The organism is Bradyrhizobium sp. CCBAU 11386 (assembly GCF_028128955.1).
Classification (GTDB): domain Bacteria; phylum Pseudomonadota; class Alphaproteobacteria; order Rhizobiales; family Xanthobacteraceae; genus Bradyrhizobium.
Genome location: NZ_LBKA01000182.1, coordinates 1 through 23750 on the forward strand (window position 1 = coordinate 1; position 23750 = coordinate 23750).

Below are 23750 nucleotides of genomic sequence, written 5' to 3' on the forward strand. Positions count from 1 at the left end.
TTTGGGTGAGCGCTCCTGCTCGCCCGCAGCTCCATTCCCTGCCAGTTCGAACCTTGGCGTCAGATTAAGTCGAAACTTCTACAACTGGGACATACACCTACGTCTCCGTAGTCTCCTCACTCTCGCAAGGCGTCCCTCCAAGTACAGTGGCAACGATTCAGGCTTCGTTTGCGAATGCGGCTGAGTTTTTCAACAACGTGCGAGACTCTTCCGATGCTTCGATACTCAACCTCGCTATCGACCCAATATTCGACTTCGATCAACACGTCCAAGCACCGTTCGCACTCCTTCGAAACTCGTCTCTCCGGACCGCTTCCACTCGAGCTCTCTGCCAATCGTCTCAGCAATGACATGTGTCGCCGCTCCGCTTGTAGTGGCAATTGAAAGAATATCTCTACTCGACCCTGAAGTATGCATGGCCCACGCTCGAGAACGGTGAGAACGAGCTGCGTTCGCTAAGCCGCACAACTTGTTCGACTCCGCTTGCGTCACTTCACTGGTGCAGATTTCATGAGTTGTCCAAGGAGTTAACTGCGCGATCTGAAGGCGTGTTACGGACCCGCTCCCCAAATATGCAAAAATTCCATCTGATGCTGGCTGGCCGCATGCAACATAGGCAATGCTGATATCCGCAGCCGTTGCCGCGAAAATACATTCCGCCATGAACTCCGCCAAAGGCGCCCTCCCGCCCGAGTATGCAGTTAGTGAATGAGGAAGCGTACCAAGGACGTCCTGTCTGGCCTCATTGATGAAGTCCGCCCCAAAGCCGTCCCATTCTTCCGAGCCTTTGACAGGCACAGCGGCAAACCTGGTGCAGACCTCGCTGCGGCGAAACTCGAAATCGACGAGCGCTATCTCCGTTCCAAATGGCCACGGCTGCACGAATTTCATGCGCCCAATCGAGCCATAGTATCGTCCGAGCGTATCGCCGCCGACAACGAGATCGACCACTTCCTCCCATCCTTGAATTTTGGCAAACAGCCTTTGCGGTCGAGCTTCATATTTGTCGCCACTAAAGCGCCAATCTGTTCCATCGTGTAGAAGAACCACGACGGCGCGGGCACCGGCTCGTTTTAGCTCATCCGCCATCGAAGGTATGTTTGGCTCGACCCTTTGGACCGGAAGGGCATGGCGCCGATCAACCCTATAGTTGCTTGATGCGAGCAAGTCTGACGAGGTCAAACCAATAAACCCAATATCACCGGAGCTTGTCGACAAGATCGAAGCCTTCGGCAGCGACACCTCGGCATTTGCGCACAGCAGAGGGTAACTGAGGTCTTGTGAAACTCTCTCAAGGAACTCTTTGCCGAAATCGAAGTCGTGGTTTCCAGCGGCCGACACATCCAATCCGAGTTCACATGATGCGCGAAAGCCCTCTTGACCTTGAGTTAGCCACTCAAGCGGGCCGCCTTGGATGAAATCACCACTATCCGCCCAAATTGCCGCGCGACCGTCCCGCAGCCTACACACTTCTTGCCGTAGAGCCCGCCCACCCGGCAGACTCCCGAATGAAGTTGGCACGGGAGAGTAGGCGCCATAAAAATCATGAGTGCAGAGGATTCTTACTGTTTCCACCTAGGGTCCCTTCCACAGACTTGAAGCATCTATTTCCGCGGCATAAGTGCCGCCACCTTCGTTTTCATTTCTTGCAGCGCTTGTTCAGGGGGGACTTTGAGGGTCATTACACTTTGTAGGATGTCCTTGATGGTATTGAATATCTTGATTGAATTCGGTCCTGGGAACGAATACCAGCTTGTCGCCCGATCTCGATTGCGCAACGCGACCGCGAACAAGGGCTCGGACGAGTAAAGACTTCCAAGGGAGTTCGGATCGTCGATGGCCCTCTCATTGAAAGGAACCATCCCTGTACTCTTCACGATCACTGCCTGGGAGGACGGCGTCATGGCGAACTTCAAGAATTTCCATGCGGCAAAGGCTCTTGCTTGATCCTTCGAGAGCAAAATCGCAGTCAAGCCAGCGACGGGTAGCCGACCACTCGGTGATGGAAGAGGAAAAGGGGCAACACCCAGCGGGAAACGTCCGCCAATCTGCTTCTGGAATCCTCCAATAGCTGAGCTGGCAGTGACGAGAATTCCCAATTTGCCGGCAGTGAATGCCTGACGAGCTTGATCTCTCGACATATCCACGCGCGCTTGGCCGGCTTCGCCGATCAGCCGAATAACGTCCAACGACCACAACCCTTGCTGGCTGGCAAAGGCGACGTCGTTTGATGGTGTCGCTATTTTTCCTCCAACGCTTTCAAGCAGAGCCAAAAACATCCAATTTCCGTTTGACTCGTGTTCGAAAAACAACCCGATGTCCTGATCGGTGGACGCAATCTTTCTACCTAAATTGATAATGTCCGGCCACTCGCTCGGAAACGCCTCAGGATTAGCACCAGCCTTTGCGATCAAGTCTTTGTTGTAGACGATCACCGGCATCGAAGCCGCCAAGGTTAAACTATATTGGTGCCCGTCGATGCGCCCGGTGTCCGCCGCCGCGGAGCTATAGCCTACGTCCTCCCATTCCCGATCGGTTGACATGAATTGACCGAGATCTACAGCGTACCCACGCTCGACGAACGCCCTAACTTGATTGCTACCGGTAACAGTTAAATCAGGAAGATCGCCGGTAATAGCCTCGCGCAGCGTCTGCTCAGTCAAAGATTCAAAATCCCGATTCTTTGCTTCAATCTTGACCGCGATATCCGGATTTAGCTCTTCAAACTGCGCCGCAAGTTCTCGAAACATCGGCGCCCACGCCGCTGGAGCAGCCGTGATGCGGATGACTTTCTGGGCAATGGCCGGTGAAGCCCCACTAGGCAAGGCGCAACAGAAAATGCTTGCAATAAGCAGCGCGTGACGCATGGTGACTTTCTCGCTTTTTTGGGACGAATCAAATTAGGTTGGAGAGCCTTTGAAGAGCCGTCTGCAGCTCTTCGCGCAACGATGGACCGCCTAGGCATATACGCACCGAGTTCGTGGGACGGTCGGACTTCGTATTGAAGATCGATGCAGCGCCGAGGAAAATTCCTTCACGACGAGCCGCAAGCAAAAGATCAGCTGCGGACTGATGCATCGGAAAGCGAAGCCAGAGATTCAGCGCCCAAGGCTTTGCTACAATGTCGCAATCGTTAAGCAAGCTAGTGGCGAGAATTTGCCGGGCGGTAACCTCCTCACGCACGGCCGCAAGCACCCGCTTTGCGGTTCCATCCGCGATCCAGTGCGCAATGATTTCAGCCGACAGCGGAGATGGGACCCAGGTTGTTGTCGATCTAAATCGCGCTATGAAGTCACGAGCGTGCTGGGAAGTGGGCGCGACAATATAGCCGAAACGGAATCCTGGGCTTAGAGTCTTGCCAACTCCGGTAACATACCAGGCATTTGAGGGGCCGATGCAAGCAAACGGCAACGGAGCATCCGGCAGTAACATGCCGCAAATGTCGTCCTCGATAATTGAAACTCCAAATTTCTCGGCAACACGAGAAATGTCTTTCCGTCTGTCTAGACCAAGGACGTGCGTAGTCGGATTGTGGAGGGTCGGCACCGTGAACAGAGCTCTCGGAGCATGAAGTCTGCAAATCTGCTCGAAAGCATCTGGTAATATCCCATGAGCATCGATTGGCGTTCCGATGACGCGTATCCCTAGGAGTCTTGGGATTTCCCAAGCAGCAAGTGCGCTAAGCTCCTCTGTGACAACGGTATCGCCGGATTTTGCGACCAACGAAAGCAGCAGAAGGGCACCATTCTTGGCACCATTCGTTAGGACGATCCGACCACTCAGATCAACATCGCCAAATCTTTCGCCAAGCCACTTGCTCGCCGCAAGTTGGTCGGTTTCATTGTCCCCATAACGATGATGGCGCATTATGCCGTTTATGCAGCCATTATCGACAATCTTAAGCAGAGTCGAGCGCAAACCGTCGCGGGATTCAGGCGGCTCAGGTGGCAGGTTCCGATCGAGATGAAATTTTTGACAGTCGCCCATTCTTCATAAACTTTTGTTTGCGCGTCATTGAGTGCTAACGCGCCAGAAGCGCACGCTCCATTTGTCCTCTGCGCGGTACGATGGTTTCAGTATGCGAGAGCAATGCCGTCACGCCTCGGATCGGCCCCACCCTGAAGACAACCGGTGCGAGCGCATCTCACGACCCCATGCCCACCCCCCACAACTGGAGTCCACGCGGGCAGCTCCTCCACCGCATGTCCCCTGCGTCGAAGGTCCTGGATCGTTTCGGCTGAGTAGCGCCCCTCCATCCAGATTTGACCACTATCTCCGAAACAAAAGCGAGGCGCTTCAATCGCGGCTTGTACGTTTTGCTTGAGCGCGAGATGATTTAGTATCATCTGCGGGGTTGTTTGTAGTATGCGCCAGGAGCCAGGAGTACCTATGGCGCCGATAGCGCCGTTACGGCCTACGATGATCGAAGGCGCTAAACACATTTCAACTTTTTTGTTTGGCCCTATGGTATTGGGGCTCTCTGGATCCCAATCGAACCAGTGAGCAAAATTGTTCATCAATATTCCGGTATTGCCATAGACGACGCCGCTTCCAAATCCTTTCGCCGGGCCACCACCGATGGTCTGCGTACATGCTGCAACGTAGCCAGCTCGATCCATCGCCACGAGATGAGTCGTGCTCTCGCGGCGAACCGCTTTAAATGTATCGTCCATTTTTAGTTCGTAGTGGGGTTCTGTACCATACCGATTTCCGGACCAGACAGCTGCGGCATTGTGCTCGACGGCACGCAACACTTCACTTGCATAGGATGGCTCCAAGAATCTTTGCCAACCGGTAGGCGTATGTAGTTGAAGCAACGTATCCTCGCCAGCAATCTTAAATGCCTCGATCAAATGATGTAGATAATCCGCCTCAGTCTTCAGTTGGAGATCCTGTATGCCTGCAAGTATATTGAGAGAGACGAGATAACGCAGGCCACTACAAGGAGGCGGCGGGCAATATACTCTGTTGTCTCGGAACGTCACATGAAGGGGCGACTGCCAAATCGGTTCGTAGGACTTTAAGTCATCGTGACATAGGAGACCTCCATTGTCGTGAGCGAACGATACGATTTCATCTGCAACGCTCCCTTCGTAGAAGGATCGCGCGCCTTCTTCAGCAACAACGCGCAGAGTCCGGCCAAGATTGCGTTGAACCAAAATATCGCCAACTTCAGGAAGGCTGCCATTTGGTGTAAAAATGGAGCTTGTAGTTTCATATTTGGAGAACGTGTACCAGGAGGCGCCAATTATCCGCGAGAGATATTGAGACACAGGGAAGCCACCCTCTGCTAGTTCGATCGCCGGTTGCAGAGCGTCACCGAGACTGATTGTGCCATAGCGTTTGAGCGCCGCGTCCCAGCCGGCAATCGCACCCGGCACTATGGCCGACTTGATCCCGTGGTCTTTATCTCCTGGGTGCTTGAATTGATCTCGAAGAGCTAACTTCGGCGACGGACCGACGAAGTCAAGGACTTGAGGAACTGGCGTTCTCGGCTCCGCGACAACCATGTAGCCGACGCCTCCAATTCCAGACGAATTCGGCTCAACTACACTTAGGACGGCGGCCGTAGTGACTAGCGCGTCAATAGCGTTACCGCCGTTCCGTAAGCACATCAGCCCACTTTGAGTTGCGAGTGGATGAGCAGAAGATACTGCGCCGTTCAGACCGTAAACCACTCCTCGGTGCTGGTACTGACCATGAGGCCAATCACGAGATTCATTCGCATGCGGCATAAGAGTCGATCCTCAACAATAATGCTTCAGTTCTTTCGACTTGCTTCTAATGCAGTCTGGACGAGATTTAGTTGAGGCCAGCCACCTCACCTTAAGGCACATTGTCGGACATCGAGACGTGGATTGCCCGCGCGCTGTGGCGCTGCAGATTGAACTGCAGCCATTGTCTTCAGCTTTCTGCAATTCCGCTCTCAACGTAGGTGGTGCTTTCTACGGCCACGCGCCGGAGAACCTGGCGATAGTCCCCCAATCGGGCCTCGAAAGTTTCTCCACGGACAGTCGGCTCTGGAGGTGGTCTTCCGGTTCGGGCGACCTCGTTGAGTATCCTGCCAGACATGCTTGGCGGCGCGCGAATGCCAAGCAGATGTAAGATGGTCGGCGCGAAATCGCAGATGCCGGAAGGGATGCTAGAGACGCTATCTGACGCAAAGACAGAGCCCGCGATAATGCCGACCGCCGCAAGCTCCTTTGGATGCAAGCCGCCGTGAAGGCCGAGCCCGGTCGGGTGAGCACTGTCATAGAAGGTGCCACCCACGAGGCCGAAGGGATCGATGGTATCATCGCTACGAAAGGAAAAGGTGACGTCCGGCGCACGGGCATGATCTGCGTACACGAGACGGTTTGAAAAGCTCCCCGGGGCGATGCCCCTTACCTCGTCCTTCGCGCGAGTGAACACTGGCCCGCACCATGGCGCGGCCGTAATGGTCGCAACCAACGAGGCAACGTTCGTGTCATTCGGGTCGGCAAGATACAGAGCGCCGACTTGGCCCGGCACCACTACGACATTAACATCGCGGGCAGGCGCGATGCCGGGGCTAAATCCTGCTGCACGCAGGCTCATAGACACCGAGGTACGTGTATGGCCAGTGATATGGCCGTGGTCCGAGATCGCGATGATCTGCACGCCAGCGCCTCGGCCCTCGGCCTCCCACCAGTCGAGTACGCGCCCAAATTGGCGATCGCAGTGGGTAATGATGGACCGGGTTGGCTCAGCTCCTGTTCCGTGAAAGTGCGATGTGATGTCCGGCTCGCCGTAGGATAAAACGGTGACGTCTGGGCGATATCTCGGCCAGACGATGTCGAGGAAGGCTGTCGTGATCCATTCCTGCCCGACGGTGTCAGGTTCGGTATTCGGCGGCGCTGCGGACGGGGGCCCGATCCGCGCCTCGACCTCGGCCAGGACGTCATCGGGCGTACAGACCTCACGAAAATGGCCCGAAAGGCGGACGTGGCCGAACTCCTCAGCCTTATGGTGGAAGAGACGGGTCGTTCCTGGCGTATTGGTGGAGAGGACACCGAGACTTCGCCCGTTCGCCGCCAATATCTCGCCGAGCGACAGCGCCGAATAAAGCCGCCCCCCGCTCTCAAGGTCGAGTCGGCGCAGCAGAATTGCATCAGAAGAGTCGATGTAACGTGGCGGCGTGACGGAGCGGTCGACATATGCGTTACCGACCATGCCGTGACGAGCGGTAGTTGCGCCGGTGACCAGGCTGGGGAAGGCTGCGCGCGTCTCACTCGGATAGACGGTGCGGTGGCTAGCAAGCGTCACTCCAGCCGCCTTCAGGCGCCAAAGGTTCGGGGTCAGGCCCGGGCCGATCAGGTCGGCGCGCAAACCATCAAAGGCAACAATGAGGAAGCGGAGATCAGAATTCATACGCCTGCATTGGGTGCTGATACTCATTCGGATGCGGATTGTCCTTCGGAATTCTTCATCATTGTCCAAGAACGCTCAAAATGACCGCGGCGGCGGCTAAACCATGCAGAACCGCCGATCTCTACGGATCCAACGGCCCACCAGCTTCAGGACTTCGCCATCCCCGACAGCCGTCATAAACGTCCCGACGCAATTGTTTCGGTCGCTCTCAGTCAATACGGATGCCATGATGCGTCCGCTGACGTGCAAGACCTTAGAAGCTCGAATTGCTGCAACTGGATGACAACCATCGAATAGTTCGATGAGAACACGCGCCATATGCGATGCGTTCGGAGGATGATGTTTGAAAAGAGAGAGCGTCGCTCATGGTAGAGCGCGCTTTTATGAAAACCACGCACGAACAGAGCTGGCCTTGTCCAACAAACTAGTGCTCTGCACTGTGATTGTGACACTTTTGGAAGACTGGGGAGGGTAGGCGCGGCCCATTTTGGTGCGGGCTTGTCTGTAGTGAACATCCATTTAATGCGGGAGCGTGCGGCATTCCTCTGCCGTTCCCACGCGGTGATTTCGCGGCGCAGTCCGCTTGGGGGCGTCAGTTCTGCGATCAAGGCACTTTCCCCGCAAGACGCCGATCTCGATCTCAACCATGTTGAGCCAGCTTGCATGCTTGGGAACGCGCCTGGCTTTGGCGGGCGGGAACGCCGATACAGGGCGCCGGCAGAGTGGGTCGATAAATTGTCCTGCACAATCCGGATGATCTCGGCATCGGGATAGTGGATGCCGGCGAGGTCGCGCATGCATTGGGCATAGCCTTCTGCCGCGCCCCGCTCGGTGAGTTTGATCTTCCAAGGACAATGCACGTCGAGCACGACGAACAGGTTGACGGTGGCATTGCGACGATACTCGATCACAGGCCCCGGCCGAAACCGACATGCAGGAATATTCCACGTCGGCCCACCGTCGGTTCACCAGATGATGAATGACGCTGGAACGAGTTAGCAAAATCTACGCCCGCCTGAGCTCCCGGGACGCATGCTCGACGCCGCTGAGCAACTCCCTGGGTTAGGTCCGCTCGATTTGGCTGAGTTCGACCCGATAGCTTACATTCGTGGCGAGCCCCCTGATTCGAGGCACGCACGACAACAGAATCGGATTTCCGTTTCAGCCCTGTGGCAAAACCCTTCACGCCCAAGCCCAGGGGCAGTATCTGGTCGTTATCCACCTCTATACCCGACTGCACTGGCCGCCGATGGCGGAGGCAGCGACGAGGGGATCGCCAGGAGCGCTGGCGTGGGCGCCTCAACCGTGTACCGGACCAAGCGGCGCTTTGTGGAAGGCAATCTGGAGCGGGCACTGAGCGAAGAGCTGCGCCCCGGAGCGGAGCGCAAACTCACCGGCAAGGAAGAGGCCTTGCCGGTGAAGACATGCCTGTGCCAGTCCGTCGGAGGGCCGTGCCGCTGGACACTCAAGTTGCTGGCAGGCGCGATGGTCAAGCTCGCCGAACACAGAGCCATTCGCACGAGACGGTTCGGCTCCGCTGACCGAGAATGGCCTTAAACCCTGGCGCCAGGACATGTGGTGCGTTCCGCAGGTTGATGCCGAATACGTCGCACGCATGGAAGACGCACTCGATCTCTTTGCTGAGGTGCCCGATCCCGAACGGCCGGTGGTGTGTCTTGACGAAGGCCCCGTGCAACTCATCGCCGAGGCGCGTCAGTCGATCCCACCGAGCCCGGCCGGCTCGAACGCTACGATTACGGCATCAGACGACAGCCAAGGACCTCTCACAGCATCGAGGTCCACGTTAATCCCAAGACCTGCCGGAGCTAATCTGATCGCCGCCGGACGCAACCCGTCAAAATGACTGTGCAGAGCCACTAGCAGATCAAATATTGTGAGCGAATGCAGGTCAGGCCGCGATCAAATAGAACGCACGAACAGATTGCAGCCGCGCGCGACGCGTGACGTCCTTACCCTCGTTGCTCCCGGCCACGAAAACCGATTGGCCGCACGCTGATGTTATCGGCCCGCAGTACACCGAACGCTCTGATCAAGCGCTCCTTTTTTTTGCAGCGAAGTTGCGAGTTCGGCAAAATAGCCGCCCGAATTGCCAGCAGCAATATCCGGCACGAGCCATTCCGCGGCAAGGATCAGAGACCACGTCGCACGCACCTCCAGCAGCGCAAGGATAGCGAAACGTGAGCCTCCGTCCAATGATGACCGCTACCCAGACAATCAAACTGATGTGGGGAGATTTGATTGAAGTCGTCTGTTCGAGTCGCGGAGGCGCCAGCACCGCGTCAGCGTATTCCGAGCGTCTCGAACGGCGTGCCAGAAGCATCGCTGCATGCGCTCGCCGGCCTCGACCCGGACGAACGACGCATAGCACGGTCCCGGACTAAGCGAATGGTCGAGACTTGCTGCCACGTCGGAAGTTCGCGCTCTGAGAAAATGCTACTCAGCAAAGTGGACAGCAGCACGTCACAAGCGCAGTTCTTTCTCTCGCACGTTGTGACTTCTTGTTAGCGCTGCACGGCATCGCATCTTGCAGGAGTCCATATCGAATTGCTCGATGGGTGTCATCTATCTGTTGCGGTCTCAATGCGATGACGTCTGCGTCATGAGTTCTTGTCGTTATCGGGAGGGTTATTATGCGAATAGAGACAAACAGCACCGAGGTTGCGATCGCACACGTTCCGCAAACTTCTTACGTGAAGCCGCTAAACCCGACCGGTTTATCTGCAAAATCTGTTCTCAGCATCCAACGAACTACAGCCCAACGTGGGCTTGTTATCGCTTTGTCGTTCGCGGCGTGTCTCGTCAGCAGCTCGACGCTGGCGCAAACTGCCAACATCCTCAACCCGAAAAGCGACAGTCCGGACGTGCCTCGTAAAAGGAAAGCACAGAAAAAAATCGAGCTATCTCAAACGAAGACCGACCCATTCGCAAAATTCGAGAATCTCCGTCCAAAAGGCATGTGGCTCGGGATACCTGGTCCCGCGGATACGATAGATCAGGATGCGGGGGGCGTTAGATCCGCGCTGGCGAACGTCGGGATTGGCTATGTGGGCTGGACCCAAAATAGCTTTGCGAACAATCTTCTGCCGAATGCGGCCAGAAGCACCATCGCCAATCAACTCTATAACGGCCAAAATCCAACGTTTAATACCGTAAACTACATGTGGACCACCTATGATCTTAGCCGATATGGGATTCCCGACGGCCAGATCGTGGTGGCGGCGGAGCAGCAATACTGGACATGGAAGCCCGGCGGGCCAGATAGAATTGGAATCGACACAATTAGCTACTATCAGACATTTTTCGACAGGAAGCTCGAATTCAAGATCGGCTATCTACCAAATCAAAACGAGTTCGCAGGCACATTGGTCGGCGGAAACGCAGGAGCCAATGTTTTCGGGCCCTCCGCAAATATCCTGTTCCAAGGAGGAATGAGCAACAATCCTGCGCCGACTCCAGCTGTCAATCTGAAGTTCAACGTTAATGATCGGCTATATGACAGAGTTTCATTCCAGCGCTCCATTAGTCCAGACGGCCAATTTGTGCAGTTAACTCAAAATCCCACCGGCTTAAATTGGAGTACGCCAAACGCGGGCCTGCTCGTGCTTAATGAACTTGGGTACAAGGAAAAGGCAGCCGTAGGCGTACCGGACACTTGGCTGCGGGCAGGCGCCGGGTTTAACAACAGCAACTACAACAACTTGCAGTACCCGAACGGGCCAAGGGCTGATGAGAACAGCTTCTATTACGTTGCTGCTGATAGGCAACTCTGGCAGACCGCTGCCCAAAGCTCGGCAGCGCGCGGCATCTATGGTGGTTTCACAGTCATGTACGCTCCGCCTGACCTAAACAAGGTCACTGAGTATTATGAGCTCCGTCTTTACGCGAAAGGACTTTTCGACAGCCGGCCGAGTGATCAAATTGCCGTTGTTGCCACTGATACCGTCTGGAGCCATTTTGCAGTGGACGCCGCCGCGGCCAAAGGGAGTCTCGTTCATCTCGACAGTAAAGCGATCTCAGCAACTTACACCGCGCATCTTGCACCGGGAGTATATCTGAACCTAGGACTTTCATACATCGATCACCCCACCAGTATCACATACACGCCCCAGACCGGACATGCCCTGAACTTCTCGGCGTCTACCGCGGTCTTTTTCTAGCTCCGCAAGATTGCCTGGGATCTGCGCTCATGGGCGCTGCGGATGACGACGTGTTTGATCTCCGTTATGCGCCCTGACAGCGACGCGAAAGCCTATATCGCATATGGTCTGGCTCGGGCCCGAAGCCGAATGGGCCATAGCGATAACGGGCTAGAATCGAGGCTCATCAACCGCGCTCCATACCCGCCACCGCACTTTTGTCAGAGAGTGCTTACCGCAATCGGCTTTGGAACGGTAGACCCGCGGCACTGGCATCTCCTTCACGGCGCGCTCGCCCCCCGTTGTCCGCCGCGAGGCAGCAGCGAGGCAGCAGCGAGGCAGCAGCGAGGATGATACGCGCCATTCCGGTATTGCTCATGGAGAGCGCGCAGAAGGCGAACGCATCAAGCGCAACTTTCTTCCAACCAGGCGAGACCATATATCAGATGCAACTGGCGCGTTCAGAACTTTGGTGTTGATCAACCGATCTACGCTTTGGTTGACAGGCTTGCGTTTACTTCGCACCGGCGGTTGATCGTCTTGCGGATGCTCAACAGGACCTCGGACGGCGGATAATTTTGCACCGTCTTCAGCGCGCCATAGACCGGACGTCGGTTCGAGACCTATTGCCGGCCTGCTGCTCGCCATCCTTCCGGCGCTCAAATCAAGCCCGGCGACAGAAAATAGCTGTATCAGCGCCATAGCTGCGAATACTGCTACGGCGAGGAGCCGGCCGCGAGTTGCGTACGTCGATCAGCTCGCGACAGCGGATCCCTGCTTCGGCGGCTCAGTGCTGCAGTATCTCGTCGAGCGAGAGATCCGCCAACAGCTTTCTTTAACGTGGCCTTCCTCCTGAGCTCGGCTGCCGCACCTTTGTGGCAACAGCCTGTCATACTTTCTCCTTCCAATCAAAACATGTCGCCCCGGTTGAGTGAGGACCTTCCCACAGATCTCGGCGATAGCTACGCCGTCGTTGCCCTGCTGCAAAATGAGTGCGTCTAGGCGAACGAAACTTCGAGACTTTCATCGTCTTTGGCATCACAAAACTCTAGCCCAAAATTGTCCAAGTTGCAGGTCACATGTCATCTTCAGGCCCGCAGGCCGATTTTCTCACCAGAGTAGGTAGTGTTTCGATCGTTGTTAATGAGTTACCACCGAATAATTGCGGCTTCCGATACTCAATGAAGGAAGTGGTCATGAACGCCCCCATGACATGGCAGCTCTATGATGACTGCGCGACTGCCTACGATGCGTATAGACCCGCGTATCCTCAAGGCGTTTTTTGCATCCTGGCACGCTATCATGTGGCACCCGCGCCCATCCGGTCAGCCGCAGATGTTGGCGCCGGAACTGGCATCTTCAGTCGACAGCTCATGGAGTCGGTGCCGAGCATTGAGAGGTTGACATGCATTGAAGCAAACTCGGAGATGGCGGCGATCGCCAAAGAGCGTTCGGCCAGCTTTCGCGGGCTCGACGTGCTGGTCGGGTTGGCCGAGAACCTGTCGTTGCCGGATCGTTCATGCGATCTTGTAACAGCAGCAACGTCAGCCCATTGGTTCGATAGGCCGCTATTCTACGATGAGGCCGCGCGGGTGCTTAAGCCTTTCGGAACATTGCTGTTTGTGCAGAACAAGCACCGATACTGGGAAAGTGCATTTTTGGAAGATTTTGCCAGCTTTCAAGAGCGCCATTTCCCAGGATTTCGTCGGGGTCACTACTGGGACTTATTTGGCGCCGACGGGAAAGCTGACTTTGAGGCGGAACTCCGTGCGCGTCCCGATCTGGGAGGTGTAGAGCGCCATCAGTTGGAGTGGCGTCAGACAATTACCCAAAGTCAGTTTCGCGGCTACTGTTATTCCATGTCACACATGAAGTTCGCAATCAGTGAGTCTGGCGCGGGCACAATCGCGCAAGAGATTGATGCGATTCTTGAGCGGCACCAGAACGCATCAGGCGATGTGACCGTTGAATGGCTCACCGATATTGTTTTGAGTAGAGCTACGCATAAGAGCCGCGGTTAGAACGTTCCTGGCTCTTTGCTAAGAGGACTGAGATTTCGACTTGCAAGGATGCGATGTCGTCAACGATATCGACCAGATGGCGCACGGTCGCCTCAGCGCCGCGCGCGCCCACAAAGAAGAAATGGCCACCCGAAACCGTCCGAGTGAGGCGCCGCGGCAGATCCAACATCAAGGATCGGAGCCGCTCCCAGTGCTCGGGAGCGATAGCGGACAGGTCGTGGCAGCGCCTCACATAGCGCTCGAAGAGTTGCTGTGCGTTCAGGAAACCCCAGGTGATAGAATCCGTCAGGGCGTGACGCGCATCGGAGGGCCAGGTCGGCGCAATTACTGCTGTCAGCGGATGGGAGGCGAAATCAAAAGTGCCGAGTTCCTCCGTCACCTCAGCGATGGAAACAGCCTTGCCGCGCGTCCGCAGAAATTGCGGCTCGCCGCGCAACAACAGTGGCGTGTTCGCGCGATAGTCGCGCCGGTAGACGTCTTCGGGAATGACCACGTGGTGGTTGTGGGCGGATTGGGCCGCAAGTTCCGGGCCCCAATTTGAATCGCGCGGTGGCAGGCGGGGCTCGGCAGCTGATGGATTCCACAGTCCCGCCTCCGTCACCGGCTCGCCCGTCTCGAAGGCGGGCACCAAGCCGGGAAATGGCGCGCTGGCGGCGAGCGAGATGAACCCGATCGGCGGCATACCGCCTCGTGCAAGCCCTTGACAAACAGACCTTGCCACCCGGCCGGCCATGCTCCAACCGGCCACGACGACCCGGCCCGGCGCGGGGCACGAAGCCAAGAGGCTCAGAGTGATCGCAGTGACCGACGCACCCCAATCCCTGACGGTCATGTCGGGGTAGACCCGCGAAAAGGCGGGATGGTCGCTGGGATAGGATAGAGCGAGAAGCCCCCACCCCGCTTCCCGCAACCAGAAGTCGACGAAGTCCCGCGGATCTGCGCCCGGATGGCCATAGGCGACCCGAGCCAAGTGGCCGCCACCTGGCAGGAAGATCACAGTGGGATTGGTACCGGTCGGCGGCCGCCAAAAGACAATCGCAGGAAAGCTCGCGCCGTCTAGGAGCCGTTCGTTTGCAAACAATGCGGCCGCCGATTGCGGATCGGCGTCTGAAGGCATCGGTCGGGAGCGAACCATTTCATCTCTCCAATCATCTCTCCAAGGAGCCGACACTAGTATTCAAACGGACCCCTCACCTCTTGTTGGCACTACGGCTCTCGCGATGGTGCGAGCCAGCGCAGTATCGTTGGGAAGCAACAATTCGGTGACAAGCATCGAACAATGCGATTTGAAATTTTGATTTTGCGATGGCCGCAGCGACATGGCCGCAGAATGAGTTCACTCACGACCTCCTCCAGTGACCGCATGCGCTGAGCTCGTCGAGGGCCATGACGAAAAGAGACCTGCTGGTAAGCCGGGAGAGTAAAATGGAGCAACACGGCGCTGGGATCCTTTATCGCGCCAGTATTCACCGGTACATAGCCAGTGGTTTGGACCATCACGTCTTGACCGATCGGCTTACCGCGAACTTGATGTATTCCCAGGCTGCCTTCTGCTTCTCCACATCATTGGTCAGTACAACCATCCCATTGCCGGCAGCGGGAAGCTTGGTAAGGGCCCGACGTTCAGGTCGAATTTGCCAGCGCCGATTGCTGATAGCCATTCAGCGCGCTACTAGTTGTAAAGATGATCCCTAGGGTCCCAGCCCGAAATGTCTGCCGGGCCTTGTTCTCTTTCGAACGCCGGCGGCCCCATTCCTCCCGGCGTTGCAACAGCTGGAAAGCCTGAAGGCCAGCCGACCCGTCGAACTCGATCTGTCGTTCGTCTTGGCTCATCATATGGCCGCCAAAACTGCCCAGAAGCATTTGAAAGGCCCATCCGCTATTGGTGTATTCGACATAGAGACCGCCGATACCTGCTCCTAAGGTACTGATCTTCTTGCCAAGCTTCAGTACACCATCCTAGTCGGCAGGTAAGCTGTTGGGGTCCCCACCCGCCTTCTTCACGAGGTCCGTGGCGTCGAAGAGCACTGGAATGGAAAGTGCCAAAGACAAGCTATACGTTTTCCCGCCGTAAGACCAAAGACGTCACGATATCGGGAACGCCAATCATCTTCCGGGACGCTTGAGATGAATTCATCGAGTGGCACAGCAACTCTCCGACTCGCCGATGGTCGGATCTGGTTCAATCCCTGGTGAGCACTTCGGGCATTTGCTTCGTTATACTCCGCCTCAACGTCTGTTGAACGAGTTCGTCGTAGTTGGCGGCGGGCGTATCAAGAACGACGCTGATATCTGGGGCGCGACTCCATGAACCGCCGCGTGAGCACCTCATAGAAGCTTTTGACAACGGTCGGAGCATAGGAAATCCGGACCGTTGTCTCGGGGCGTGCAACAGTTTTCAGGATCGGCATTGCGGCCAAAGTCGGAGCCGTCGAGAGAACGGGTCTGCGATGCGCCTGGGCGAACGCCCCGGCTAGCAGCGTGAAAGACCCATCAGTCGGCTCCTCTGATTATTGTTTGACAGCCCCTCCGGTCATTCCTTCGACAAACCATTTTTGAGCGACAAGAAAGGCGATGACGAGGGGCAGCACGACGAGGGTGGATGCGGCCATGAGCGGGCCGTAATCGTTGCCGGCTTCCTCGTTTTTGAACGCCATAATTCCGAGCGGTGGCGGCATCAGCGATTCGTCGCGTACCGCGATCAGCGGCCAGAAGAGATCGTTCCAGTGACTAACTACTGAGAAGATCGAGAAGGCGACGACCGCCGGCAGTGCCATCGGCACCATGATTCTCCAGACGATAGCGAGTTCAGATAGGCCGTCGAGGCGCGCGGCATGCACCACATCGTCGGGAATAGTCCTAAAGAACTGCCTGAACAGGAAAATGCCGAAGGGGGAGACCACATAGGGAAAGACGAGCGCAGCATAGGTGTTGAGGATGCCGAGCTGGTAACCGAGAATGAAGAGCGGCAGCGAGAGCACTTGGTGTGGCAGCAGCAGACCAACAAGCACCATGCCGAAGAGCAGATCGCGGCCGGGAAAGCGAATCTTTGCGAGAGCATAGGCGCAAGGAGCGCAGACGAGGATCTGAAGGCCGAGGATCAGAGTGCATACGATCACGCCGTTTCCCATGTAACGCGGCAGCGGCACTTGGGTCAGAGCCTTCGTATAGTTATCGACTCCGTAGAACTGAGCCGGCCAGAAGGAGAAATTTGCACGGAAGATTTCGCCTGGCGGCTTGATTGACAGCGACACCATCCAAGCAAAGGGAACGAGAATGAGCGCTCCGGTGACAAGCAGAACGGCATGTCGAAGAATGGCAGCGTGCGGCGACAGGCGGTTCGTGGAGATATTGGCGCTCATTGGTAATGCACCTTCCTGTCCATGAGCCGGGCTTGACCGAGAGTAAGCATTACGATTATGGCGAGAAAGACAACGGCAACGGCGGCGCCATATCCGGCGTGGAGATATTCAAAGCTCTCCCGATATAGCGTATAGAGCAGCACCTCGGAGGCGTGACTGGGCCCGCCTTGGGTAAGCACTTTCACGGTGTCGAAAGACTCGAACGCTCTCAACGCCACGATGATGACGACGAACATCGAGACTGGCCCAAGCATCGGCAGTGTAACTGTGCGCAGCCGGTCGAGCCAAAGGTCCGCTCCGTCCACGTCGGCGGCATCATAGAGATCCTGCGGGATGCTCTTCAGGCCGGCCAAGAACAGCACCATGGCATAGCCAAGGTTCTGCCAAATGCCTATGAAGGCCAGCACAGGCAGAGCCGTATTCTCGTCGCGCAGCCAGTTGGCGGTCGGTAGGCCAATGGCAGCTAGCGTTTGGTTGACGAGGCCGATCGTGGGATGCAGCAGTGCCTCCCAAGCGATTGCCATGGCCGTGAGCGTCGCCATAAACGGCAGGAAATGGATGGCGCGGTAAAAGGAGCGGCAGGTCTTTCCGCTTTCGATCAGAAGTGCAATCACAAGACCGAGGACGAGAGTACTAGGCACGACGATCAGAACGTATCCAATTGTGTTGAGGAGGGAGGTCCTGAAGTCCGCGTCGGCGACGATTTGGCGGAAGTTGGCGAAGCCGACGAAGGACAGGGAGCGTGCCCCAAACTGCCAGTCGGTGAACGCGATGATGAATACGCCGACCACCGGCACGAAAAAGAGCACGAAAAGAAAAAAGAACGCCGGCCCGGTCAGCATCCACGCCGTGATCGCTTCATTGAGAGCTCGCCTTTTGGCCGGCGAGGCGGCTGTGGGTGAGACCGTTCGAACGCCATCTGTCGCGAACGGCTCTTTGGATGTGCCGGAAAGTGACAGAGGAGCTGTCATCAGCCGCGCCCCCGGATCGGTGTCACTGCTGCCCGGCTACCTTCCACTTGCCGGCGCAAACGTCGCCCATCGCGGGTAAAGAGAAGGACCCGGTCCGGCCGAACGCCGACATGCAAGGTTTGGCCTGGAGTGATATGAGGCGCTCGTTCGGCCGGCAGCCTTGCAAGCAACGGCTGATCGATCCCTGCCAGATCGAGATGGACGAAGAGATCGGAGCCCATGTGTTCGATCATGCGCACGGAGCCGGTCAGTGCGCCCGGCCTCCCGTGTTCGGCGAGTTGAAACGCCTCAGGGCGAATGGCGAGGGTGAGATGCGTGCCGGCAAATGCATTGGCCTCGACCTTGAGCGTCGATCCGGCCACATCGATCATGCCATGTTCGCGTACCACACCGTCGAGTATATTGATCTTGGGCGAACCGATAAATTCAGCGACGCGCCTGTCATTGGGATCCGCATAGATCTCTTGCGGAGGAGCCACCTGCAACAACTCGCCGTCAAGCATCACCGCTACCCGGTCCGACAGCGTCATGGCCTCGGCCTGGTCATGGGTGACATAGACGAAAGTGACTCCGAGCCGCTGGTGCAACTCCTTGATCTCGGCGCGCATCTGCACGCGCAGCTTGGCATCAAGGTTGGAAAGTGGCTCGTCCATCAGGAAAACGGCCGGATGGCGCACCATCGCCCGGCCGACCGCCACGCGCTGGCGCTGGCCGCCGGAGAGCTGGCCCGGCTTGCGGGCCAGCAGGTGGCCGATTCCGAGGGACTTGGCCGTGCGGGTGACTTCCAGTTCGATATCAGCAGCGATCGACGCCGTTCCTGGCAGCAAGCGTCCGAGAAGCGGAAGCCTCTGAAAGGCCGAGAGGCGGCGCATGCGCAGCGGCAGCGCGATATTGGAAGCAACCGTCATGTGGGGATAGAGCGCGTAGGATTGAAAGACCATCGCCACATCGCGCCGCTTCGGCCTGAGGCGGTCCACTGGCCGCTCGCCGACCCAGACCGAACCTGCATCCTGCACCTCAAGCCCTGCCACGGTACGCAGCAGCGTTGACTTCCCACAACCCGAGGGCCCCAACAACGTCAGGAACTCACCATCGGCTATCGAGAGAGAAACACCACGCAACACCGGTGTTGGGCCGTAATTCTTTCGAATGTTGTCAATCAATATGGACGCCATAGCCATCACTTCCACATCATCACGAAAGCTCTGCGGAGCACGGCAACGAGAGCCCATATTCCGTTCAAATGCGCGCGCGGATCTGCCCGCCGTTAGAGGCCAGAGTTACTACAATCGGATGACGCCAATCGAATAATTAAATGAGATGTTCGCAAAATAAGATGGAGCATGAGCCTCGGCGAAATGGTCCCGGAACGGAGAGAGCTGTCGCTCAACGCGACTACGCCTCGTGTCTAGATCGCGTGGGAACAAAAGGCGCTAGGAGCCTCGGGGATCAGAGACGGATTACGCGCAACTGCTGTCCTGAAAAGCTCGGGCGGACTCACAAGTGACGTTGCCGACTCACCGATGCGTGTCGGCTCGTCCTACGGGCCACCAAGCCGCTCGACGCAACCTAATCAGCCCGGAGCGCAAACCTGACGCGACGAGCGGGGGCGAGCCACATCATCCTGCGCACCGCACCCAGAAGCTATGGCTGAGAGACGAAGGCTGTCTCTGCCCAAATGCACCATGTATCTCACACTTCGATCATTTTATTTGAAAATGCGATGACCAAATTGGTTAGCTCGTTGGAGAGCGAGTAGAAGCCCTTGAAAGATCTTCTAAGCTCACAGGTTTCTAGCTTGCCTCTCGTTGCACAACGGCTCGACGTCGTCCGCCCCTCTGAAACCAAGGCCATGACGGCTCGTGCCGCCGAATTGCGTGATCAGGGCATTGATGTCATCACGCTCAGCCAGGGCGAACCGGATTTCGACACACCCTCGACAATCAGCGAAGCCGGCATTCAGGCAATCCGCAATGGGCGGACGAAATACACGCCCGTCCCCGGCATCAAGCGGCTGCGCGAGGCGATCCGCAAGAACATCAGTCGTGATCATGGGCTCGATTACAGTATCGACCAGATCACGGTGGGCTGCGGCGCCAAGCAAGTCGTCTTCAATGCGCTCTTCGCAAGTCTCGATCCGGGCGACGAGGTAGTGATTCCGACGCCGTGCTGGGTCTCCTATCCCGATATGGTGGCGCTCGCCGGGGGAAAGCCGGTTCTCGTGGCCTGCAGTGAGTTCCATGGATTCAAGCTGCGCCCTGAGGCGTTGGAAGCGGCGATCACGCCGCGCACCAAGTGGCTGATGCTGAACTCGCCGAGCAATCCGACCGGTGCGGTCTACAGCCGAGGCGAGTTGCTTGCGCTCGCCGTGATGCTGCGCCGGCATCCCCATGTCCACGTGGTGTCCGAGGACATCTATGAGAAGCTCACATATAACGGTGCCTTCGCGACCATGGCCGCGGTCGCGCCGGACCTCTATGAGCGCACGCTGACGGTCAACGGCGTGTCCAAGGCCGACGCAATGACCGGCTGGCGGGTCGGTTACGGCGCGGGACCTTTGGCGCTCATCAAAGCCATGAACCTCATTCAAGGCCAGACCTCTTCGCATACCAGCTCGATTTCGCAATATGCCGCCATCGAGGCGCTGTCCGGCGGCAGGACTCATATCAAGGAATTCGCGAGCGCGTTTCTCGAACGCCGCGATCTCGTCGTCGCCAGGCTGAACCAGGCCGAGGGGCTTTCGTGCCGGGTGCCGGACGGTGCCTTCTACGTTTTCCCCTCCTGCGCGGGTCTCATCGGCAAACGCACGCCGGACGGCAAGGTGATCGAAACCGACACCGATTTCGCGATGTATCTGCTTGACGCCTTCGCCGTGGCCGTCGTGCCCGGCAGCGGCTTCATGGCCTCGCCCTACATCCGCATTTCCTATGCCTCCTCGCTCGAGGACCTTACTCGCGCGTGCGACCGCATCATTGCCGCCTGCGCAGCCCTGTCCTGAAAGCCTTCCGATGTCGCCCGCCAAACGCCTTCGCGCCCGCATGGCCGAGACCGGCCTTGTCCACATCATGGCCGCCCATAGCCCGTTTTCGGCAATCCTCGCAGAACAAGCCGGATTCGATGGCCTGTGGGCTTCCGGGTTCGAGCTGTCGGCACTTTATGGCCTACCGGACATGAGCCTGATCTCGATGACACAGCATCTCGACATGCTGCGGGCAATCGCCGGGCGCACGACGCTACCGATCGTTGCCGATATCGATACGGGCTACGGCAATGCGATCAATGTCATCCATGCCATCGGCGAATACGAGCGGGCCGGCGCGAGCGCCGTTGTCATCGAGGACAAGACCTTTCCGAAAGTGACAAGCCTAATTGCCGGGGGCCGCCAGGAACTGCTGCGCATTGAAGAGTTTCAAGGCAAGATCGAGGCTGCTGTCGCAACAAGACGAGACCCGAATTTTCTCATCATCGCCCGCACAGAGGCACTGATCGCGGGACTTGGCGAAGCGGAAGCCCTCGATCGCGCGAAAGCCTATGTGAAGGCTGGGGCCGACATGATCCTGATCCATTCGAAGAAAAAGGATCCTTGCGAGATAGAAAGTTTTTCGCGGGCCTGGACCGGATCGGTGCCGCTGGTCATTGTGCCAAACGCCTACCCCGATCTCAATGCCGAGCGTGTCAAGTCGCTTCGCAATATCCGTATGATGATCTACGGCAATTATGGCATCCGCGCTGCTGCAACCGCTATGCAGGAGACCTTCCGCCGGATTATCGCCGACGGTGGCGTTCAGAACGTCCACAAGGACATTCTGCCGGTGGACGAGATTTTCAGACTTCAGAAGACGCAGGAGGTTAAGGCCGCGGAGGCGCGGTTCCTTCGCTAAACGCAGCCTTCCTTCTAGCGGCCACCCATCAAGAGCTTAACACGGTAGATGGCGCCCTAACCCCCAGAGGCGATCGCGACGCTGTTGCCGCGTGTGTCGATCATGAAAAGGCGATCACCCGATCATTCTCAGGGCGTCCTTAAGATTCGGCTGTGGGGTGGGCGGTCAATTGATGTTTTGAGCCTGACGGGCCGCACCGGCCTCAAGGCGAGCAGGTTTTGTGCACTAAATCCCGTTGGTAAGTAGCAATCCAGCGTCAAACATCAAATAAGCTCAAAACCTCAAATAATGTGGTGGAATATCCTCGGTAGCCAACCCCTGCCGTGAAACTAGCGGACATTCCCAGGACCTGCCGGAATAGAAGATGGCCAGTGACGACAATGAAGTGCCGCTCAAGGCGATCCGCGTGTTCGTGGCGATCGCGCGAGAAGGAAGCGTCACGCGCGCGGCCAGCGCCTTGGGAGCAACGCAGAGCTCGGTCAGCCGCTACCTCGCCGTGCTGCAGGATTATCTGGGGACAGACCTCATCGAACGGCGCGGTAAGCGGAGCGAATTGACGCAGTTCGGAAGGCCTTTTGCGAATACAGTCGCCGAACCACTCGATACAGTGCGCTTCACCGCAAAAAGGATGCGCCGGCGGACTCGCCCAAGCTCCAATCGGATTGTGGTGCGAACGTCGCTTTCGACATTCGCCTACTCCTTTCTGATTCCGAATCTTCAGGCATTTTCCGCTGAGATGGGCGGCGTCATCGTGGATGTGATTAGTTCAATGTCTCAGCCGACGTCGTCCGACAACTACGATGTGTTGATTACACGCGATCTCTCCACGATCGAACCGGCCGATGATTGGGAGGTCTACAACGAGCAACTCGTTTCTGTGGGTTCACCAATCATGTGCATGGCAAGAACCTCTCAATTGTTCGTTCAATGCCAATTCTCAACATCACATCCAGGCCCGACATACTGCCCACATGGCTGCGGGCGATGAACCTGACCTTTGCAGACATTAGGTCGGGCGCGCGATACGACCACAACTACCTTGCTCTACCGGCAGTCATGACAGGAAAATGCCTTCTCGTGGCGCCCGAAATCGTTGTCAGCGATCTCGTCCGCGGAGGTGTTCTGCGCGTAGTACCGGGATCGCGCACAGGCAGCGGCATGCAATATCGGCCTATGCGGTCGACCGAAGTGACAATTCTGAAATCTCTCGGGCCTTTTGCCGGTGGCTGGCCGCCTTTGCAAAAAGGCCGCCCTTCTGGAAGCCGCCTGACATCGCGCCGTCGCGGCGCCACTAAGACAGCATTCTACGGCTCGGTATTGAGACAGATGTTCTAGACATTTGACACCAGACGAACATCGCCGTTCCTCGACGCCGCAGCGGTGGTCAAATCAATCCTTCCAAGGAGGGCCGCCCGGACGCGCCGAGAGCTGGCCAGCCCCTGAATCTGGGGCGATTCAACGGCTACGATTTACGTGCGCGACATTTCCTAAGATCAAGTGACTGTAAAGCTTGGGCGGAAGCGACCGCCGCGCGCGAGCCGGTTGATCGGCCTGGGCCTCTCGCCCCGAGGTGCTGCGAACGGTACGGCGCGCTCAGCAGCATCAGAAAAAGCGCCCTGTGAGCTTCATAGCGAGCGGCGGATCGGCTGCTTCTTGAACCAGTCATGACCAGCGTGCCTTCGATCGTCCGAACCGACCACAGCCACCTTCGTCCGCGACGTTATTCCAAGAAAACGTCGAAGATTGCAAATCGATCAGACATGTCATCAGACCCTCAACACATAACCTTAGCCCAGTCCATGCGGTGCCGGCTTGCTGTTCGCTCCACTGGTTCTAAGCGCAGTGCGGTGTGGGTTCTTGGAAAGCTTTGATGAACCGCCTCGATCTGCCGACTTCTTGAGCGAAATCTCTTTCAGGGGCGAGCTCGTGCTCCGATAGGAGACGCTCATTTGATGTACGCATACGACGA

General features: G+C 57.2%; 15 protein-coding genes and 2 pseudogenes. 6 read left to right on the forward strand and 11 right to left on the reverse strand.

The genetic code is table 11. The features are described 5' to 3' along the window. Positions 1 to 234 precede the first annotated feature (234 nt). The 6 genes and pseudogenes from XI09_RS12165 to XI09_RS12190 all read right to left on the reverse strand — a co-directional run. The gene (locus XI09_RS12165) at positions 235 to 1347 is read right to left on the reverse strand and encodes a hypothetical protein (protein WP_271567053.1); all 1113 of its coding nucleotides are present in this window, start codon (positions 1345 to 1347) and stop codon (positions 235 to 237) included. Between the two features lie 257 nt (positions 1348 to 1604). Then, complete coding sequence (locus XI09_RS12170; RefSeq protein ID WP_271567054.1) at positions 1605 to 2867, reverse strand: extracellular solute-binding protein; 1263 nt, start codon at positions 2865 to 2867, stop codon at positions 1605 to 1607. 28 nt (positions 2868 to 2895) lie between these two features. Next, entirely contained in the window at positions 2896 to 3987 is a 1092-nt protein-coding gene (locus XI09_RS12175) for an aminotransferase-like domain-containing protein (protein ID WP_271567055.1), read from the reverse strand. 86 nt (positions 3988 to 4073) lie between these two features. Beyond that, entirely contained in the window at positions 4074 to 5735 is a 1662-nt protein-coding gene (locus XI09_RS12180; protein WP_333939080.1) for a gamma-glutamyltransferase family protein, read from the reverse strand. A gap of 169 nt (positions 5736 to 5904) precedes the next feature. Beyond that, entirely contained in the window at positions 5905 to 7458 is a 1554-nt protein-coding gene (locus tag XI09_RS12185; RefSeq protein WP_271567056.1) for an alkaline phosphatase family protein, read from the reverse strand. Between the two features lie 381 nt (positions 7459 to 7839). Continuing rightward, a pseudogene (locus XI09_RS12190) lies at positions 7840 to 8294 on the reverse strand (transposase); the annotation flags it as partial. 334 nt (positions 8295 to 8628) lie between these two features. Between XI09_RS12190 and XI09_RS12195 the strand changes: the two are divergent. From XI09_RS12195 to XI09_RS12205, 3 genes and pseudogenes are all read left to right on the forward strand, one after another. Then, positions 8629 to 9159: pseudogene (locus XI09_RS12195) on the forward strand (helix-turn-helix domain-containing protein); the annotation flags it as partial. A gap of 881 nt (positions 9160 to 10040) precedes the next feature. Then, the gene (locus XI09_RS12200; protein WP_271567057.1) at positions 10041 to 11567 is read left to right on the forward strand and encodes a carbohydrate porin; all 1527 of its coding nucleotides are present in this window, start codon (positions 10041 to 10043) and stop codon (positions 11565 to 11567) included. Positions 11568 to 12742: 1175 nt separating this feature from the next. Beyond that, positions 12743 to 13567, forward strand: a complete 825-nt coding sequence (locus XI09_RS12205) for a class I SAM-dependent methyltransferase (RefSeq protein ID WP_271567058.1) — start codon at positions 12743 to 12745, stop codon at positions 13565 to 13567. Here XI09_RS12205 and XI09_RS12210 read toward each other — a convergent pair. From XI09_RS12210 to XI09_RS12230, 5 genes are all read right to left on the reverse strand, one after another. Then, positions 13545 to 14702 (reverse strand): hypothetical protein, encoded by a 1158-nt coding sequence (locus XI09_RS12210; protein WP_271567059.1) that lies wholly within the window; start codon positions 14700 to 14702, stop codon positions 13545 to 13547. The genes XI09_RS12205 and XI09_RS12210 overlap by 23 nt on opposite strands. A gap of 488 nt (positions 14703 to 15190) precedes the next feature. After that, a complete protein-coding gene (locus tag XI09_RS12215) occupies positions 15191 to 15430 on the reverse strand; it encodes a hypothetical protein (RefSeq protein WP_271567060.1) in 240 nt (79 codons plus the stop codon). A gap of 647 nt (positions 15431 to 16077) precedes the next feature. After that, positions 16078 to 16929 (reverse strand): carbohydrate ABC transporter permease, encoded by an 852-nt coding sequence (locus XI09_RS12220; RefSeq protein ID WP_271567061.1) that lies wholly within the window; start codon positions 16927 to 16929, stop codon positions 16078 to 16080. Then, entirely contained in the window at positions 16926 to 17900 is a 975-nt protein-coding gene (locus tag XI09_RS12225; RefSeq protein WP_442869576.1) for a carbohydrate ABC transporter permease, read from the reverse strand. Before XI09_RS12225 ends, XI09_RS12220 begins: the two co-directional genes overlap by 4 nt. Continuing rightward, entirely contained in the window at positions 17900 to 19075 is a 1176-nt protein-coding gene (locus XI09_RS12230) for an ABC transporter ATP-binding protein (RefSeq protein ID WP_271567062.1), read from the reverse strand. Before XI09_RS12230 ends, XI09_RS12225 begins: the two co-directional genes overlap by 1 nt. 623 nt (positions 19076 to 19698) lie before the next feature. On the opposite strand from XI09_RS12230, the gene XI09_RS12235 reads away from it, so the two are divergent. From XI09_RS12235 to XI09_RS12245, 3 genes are all read left to right on the forward strand, one after another. Beyond that, entirely contained in the window at positions 19699 to 20898 is a 1200-nt protein-coding gene (locus XI09_RS12235; protein WP_442869577.1) for a pyridoxal phosphate-dependent aminotransferase, read from the forward strand. Between the two features lie 10 nt (positions 20899 to 20908). Further along, positions 20909 to 21781 carry an isocitrate lyase/phosphoenolpyruvate mutase family protein gene (locus tag XI09_RS12240; RefSeq protein WP_271567064.1) on the forward strand — a complete coding sequence of 291 codons (873 nt, stop codon included), beginning with the start codon at positions 20909 to 20911 and terminating at the stop codon, positions 21779 to 21781. A 364-nt stretch (positions 21782 to 22145) separates the two neighbouring features. Continuing rightward, positions 22146 to 22769: a LysR family transcriptional regulator gene (locus tag XI09_RS12245; RefSeq protein ID WP_271567065.1), complete on the forward strand. Its 624-nt coding sequence runs from the start codon at positions 22146 to 22148 to the stop codon at positions 22767 to 22769. Positions 22770 to 23750 lie beyond the last annotated feature (981 nt).

Bases quoted from the DNA above. Each gene is read 5' to 3' on its own strand.
- XI09_RS12205 (WP_271567058.1), top strand. From the start codon at position 12,743: ATGAACGCCCCCATGACATGGCAGCTCTATGATGACTGCGCGACTGCC.
- XI09_RS12225 (WP_442869576.1), bottom strand. From the start codon at position 17,900: ATGACAGCTCCTCTGTCACTTTCCGGCACATCCAAAGAGCCGTTCGCG.
- XI09_RS12215 (WP_271567060.1), bottom strand. From the start codon at position 15,430: ATGCTTCTGGGCAGTTTTGGCGGCCATATGATGAGCCAAGACGAACGA.
- XI09_RS12170 (WP_271567054.1), bottom strand. From the start codon at position 2,867: ATGCGTCACGCGCTGCTTATTGCAAGCATTTTCTGTTGCGCCTTGCCT.
- XI09_RS12245 (WP_271567065.1), top strand. From the start codon at position 22,146: ATGGCCAGTGACGACAATGAAGTGCCGCTCAAGGCGATCCGCGTGTTC.
- XI09_RS12200 (WP_271567057.1), top strand. From the start codon at position 10,041: ATGCGAATAGAGACAAACAGCACCGAGGTTGCGATCGCACACGTTCCG.
- XI09_RS12240 (WP_271567064.1), top strand. From the start codon at position 20,909: ATGTCGCCCGCCAAACGCCTTCGCGCCCGCATGGCCGAGACCGGCCTT.
- XI09_RS12220 (WP_271567061.1), bottom strand. From the start codon at position 16,929: ATGAGCGCCAATATCTCCACGAACCGCCTGTCGCCGCACGCTGCCATT.
- XI09_RS12175 (WP_271567055.1), bottom strand. From the start codon at position 3,987: ATGGGCGACTGTCAAAAATTTCATCTCGATCGGAACCTGCCACCTGAG.
- XI09_RS12210 (WP_271567059.1), bottom strand. From the start codon at position 14,702: ATGGTTCGCTCCCGACCGATGCCTTCAGACGCCGATCCGCAATCGGCG.
- XI09_RS12180 (WP_333939080.1), bottom strand. From the start codon at position 5,735: ATGCCGCATGCGAATGAATCTCGTGATTGGCCTCATGGTCAGTACCAG.
- XI09_RS12230 (WP_271567062.1), bottom strand. From the start codon at position 19,075: ATGGCGTCCATATTGATTGACAACATTCGAAAGAATTACGGCCCAACA.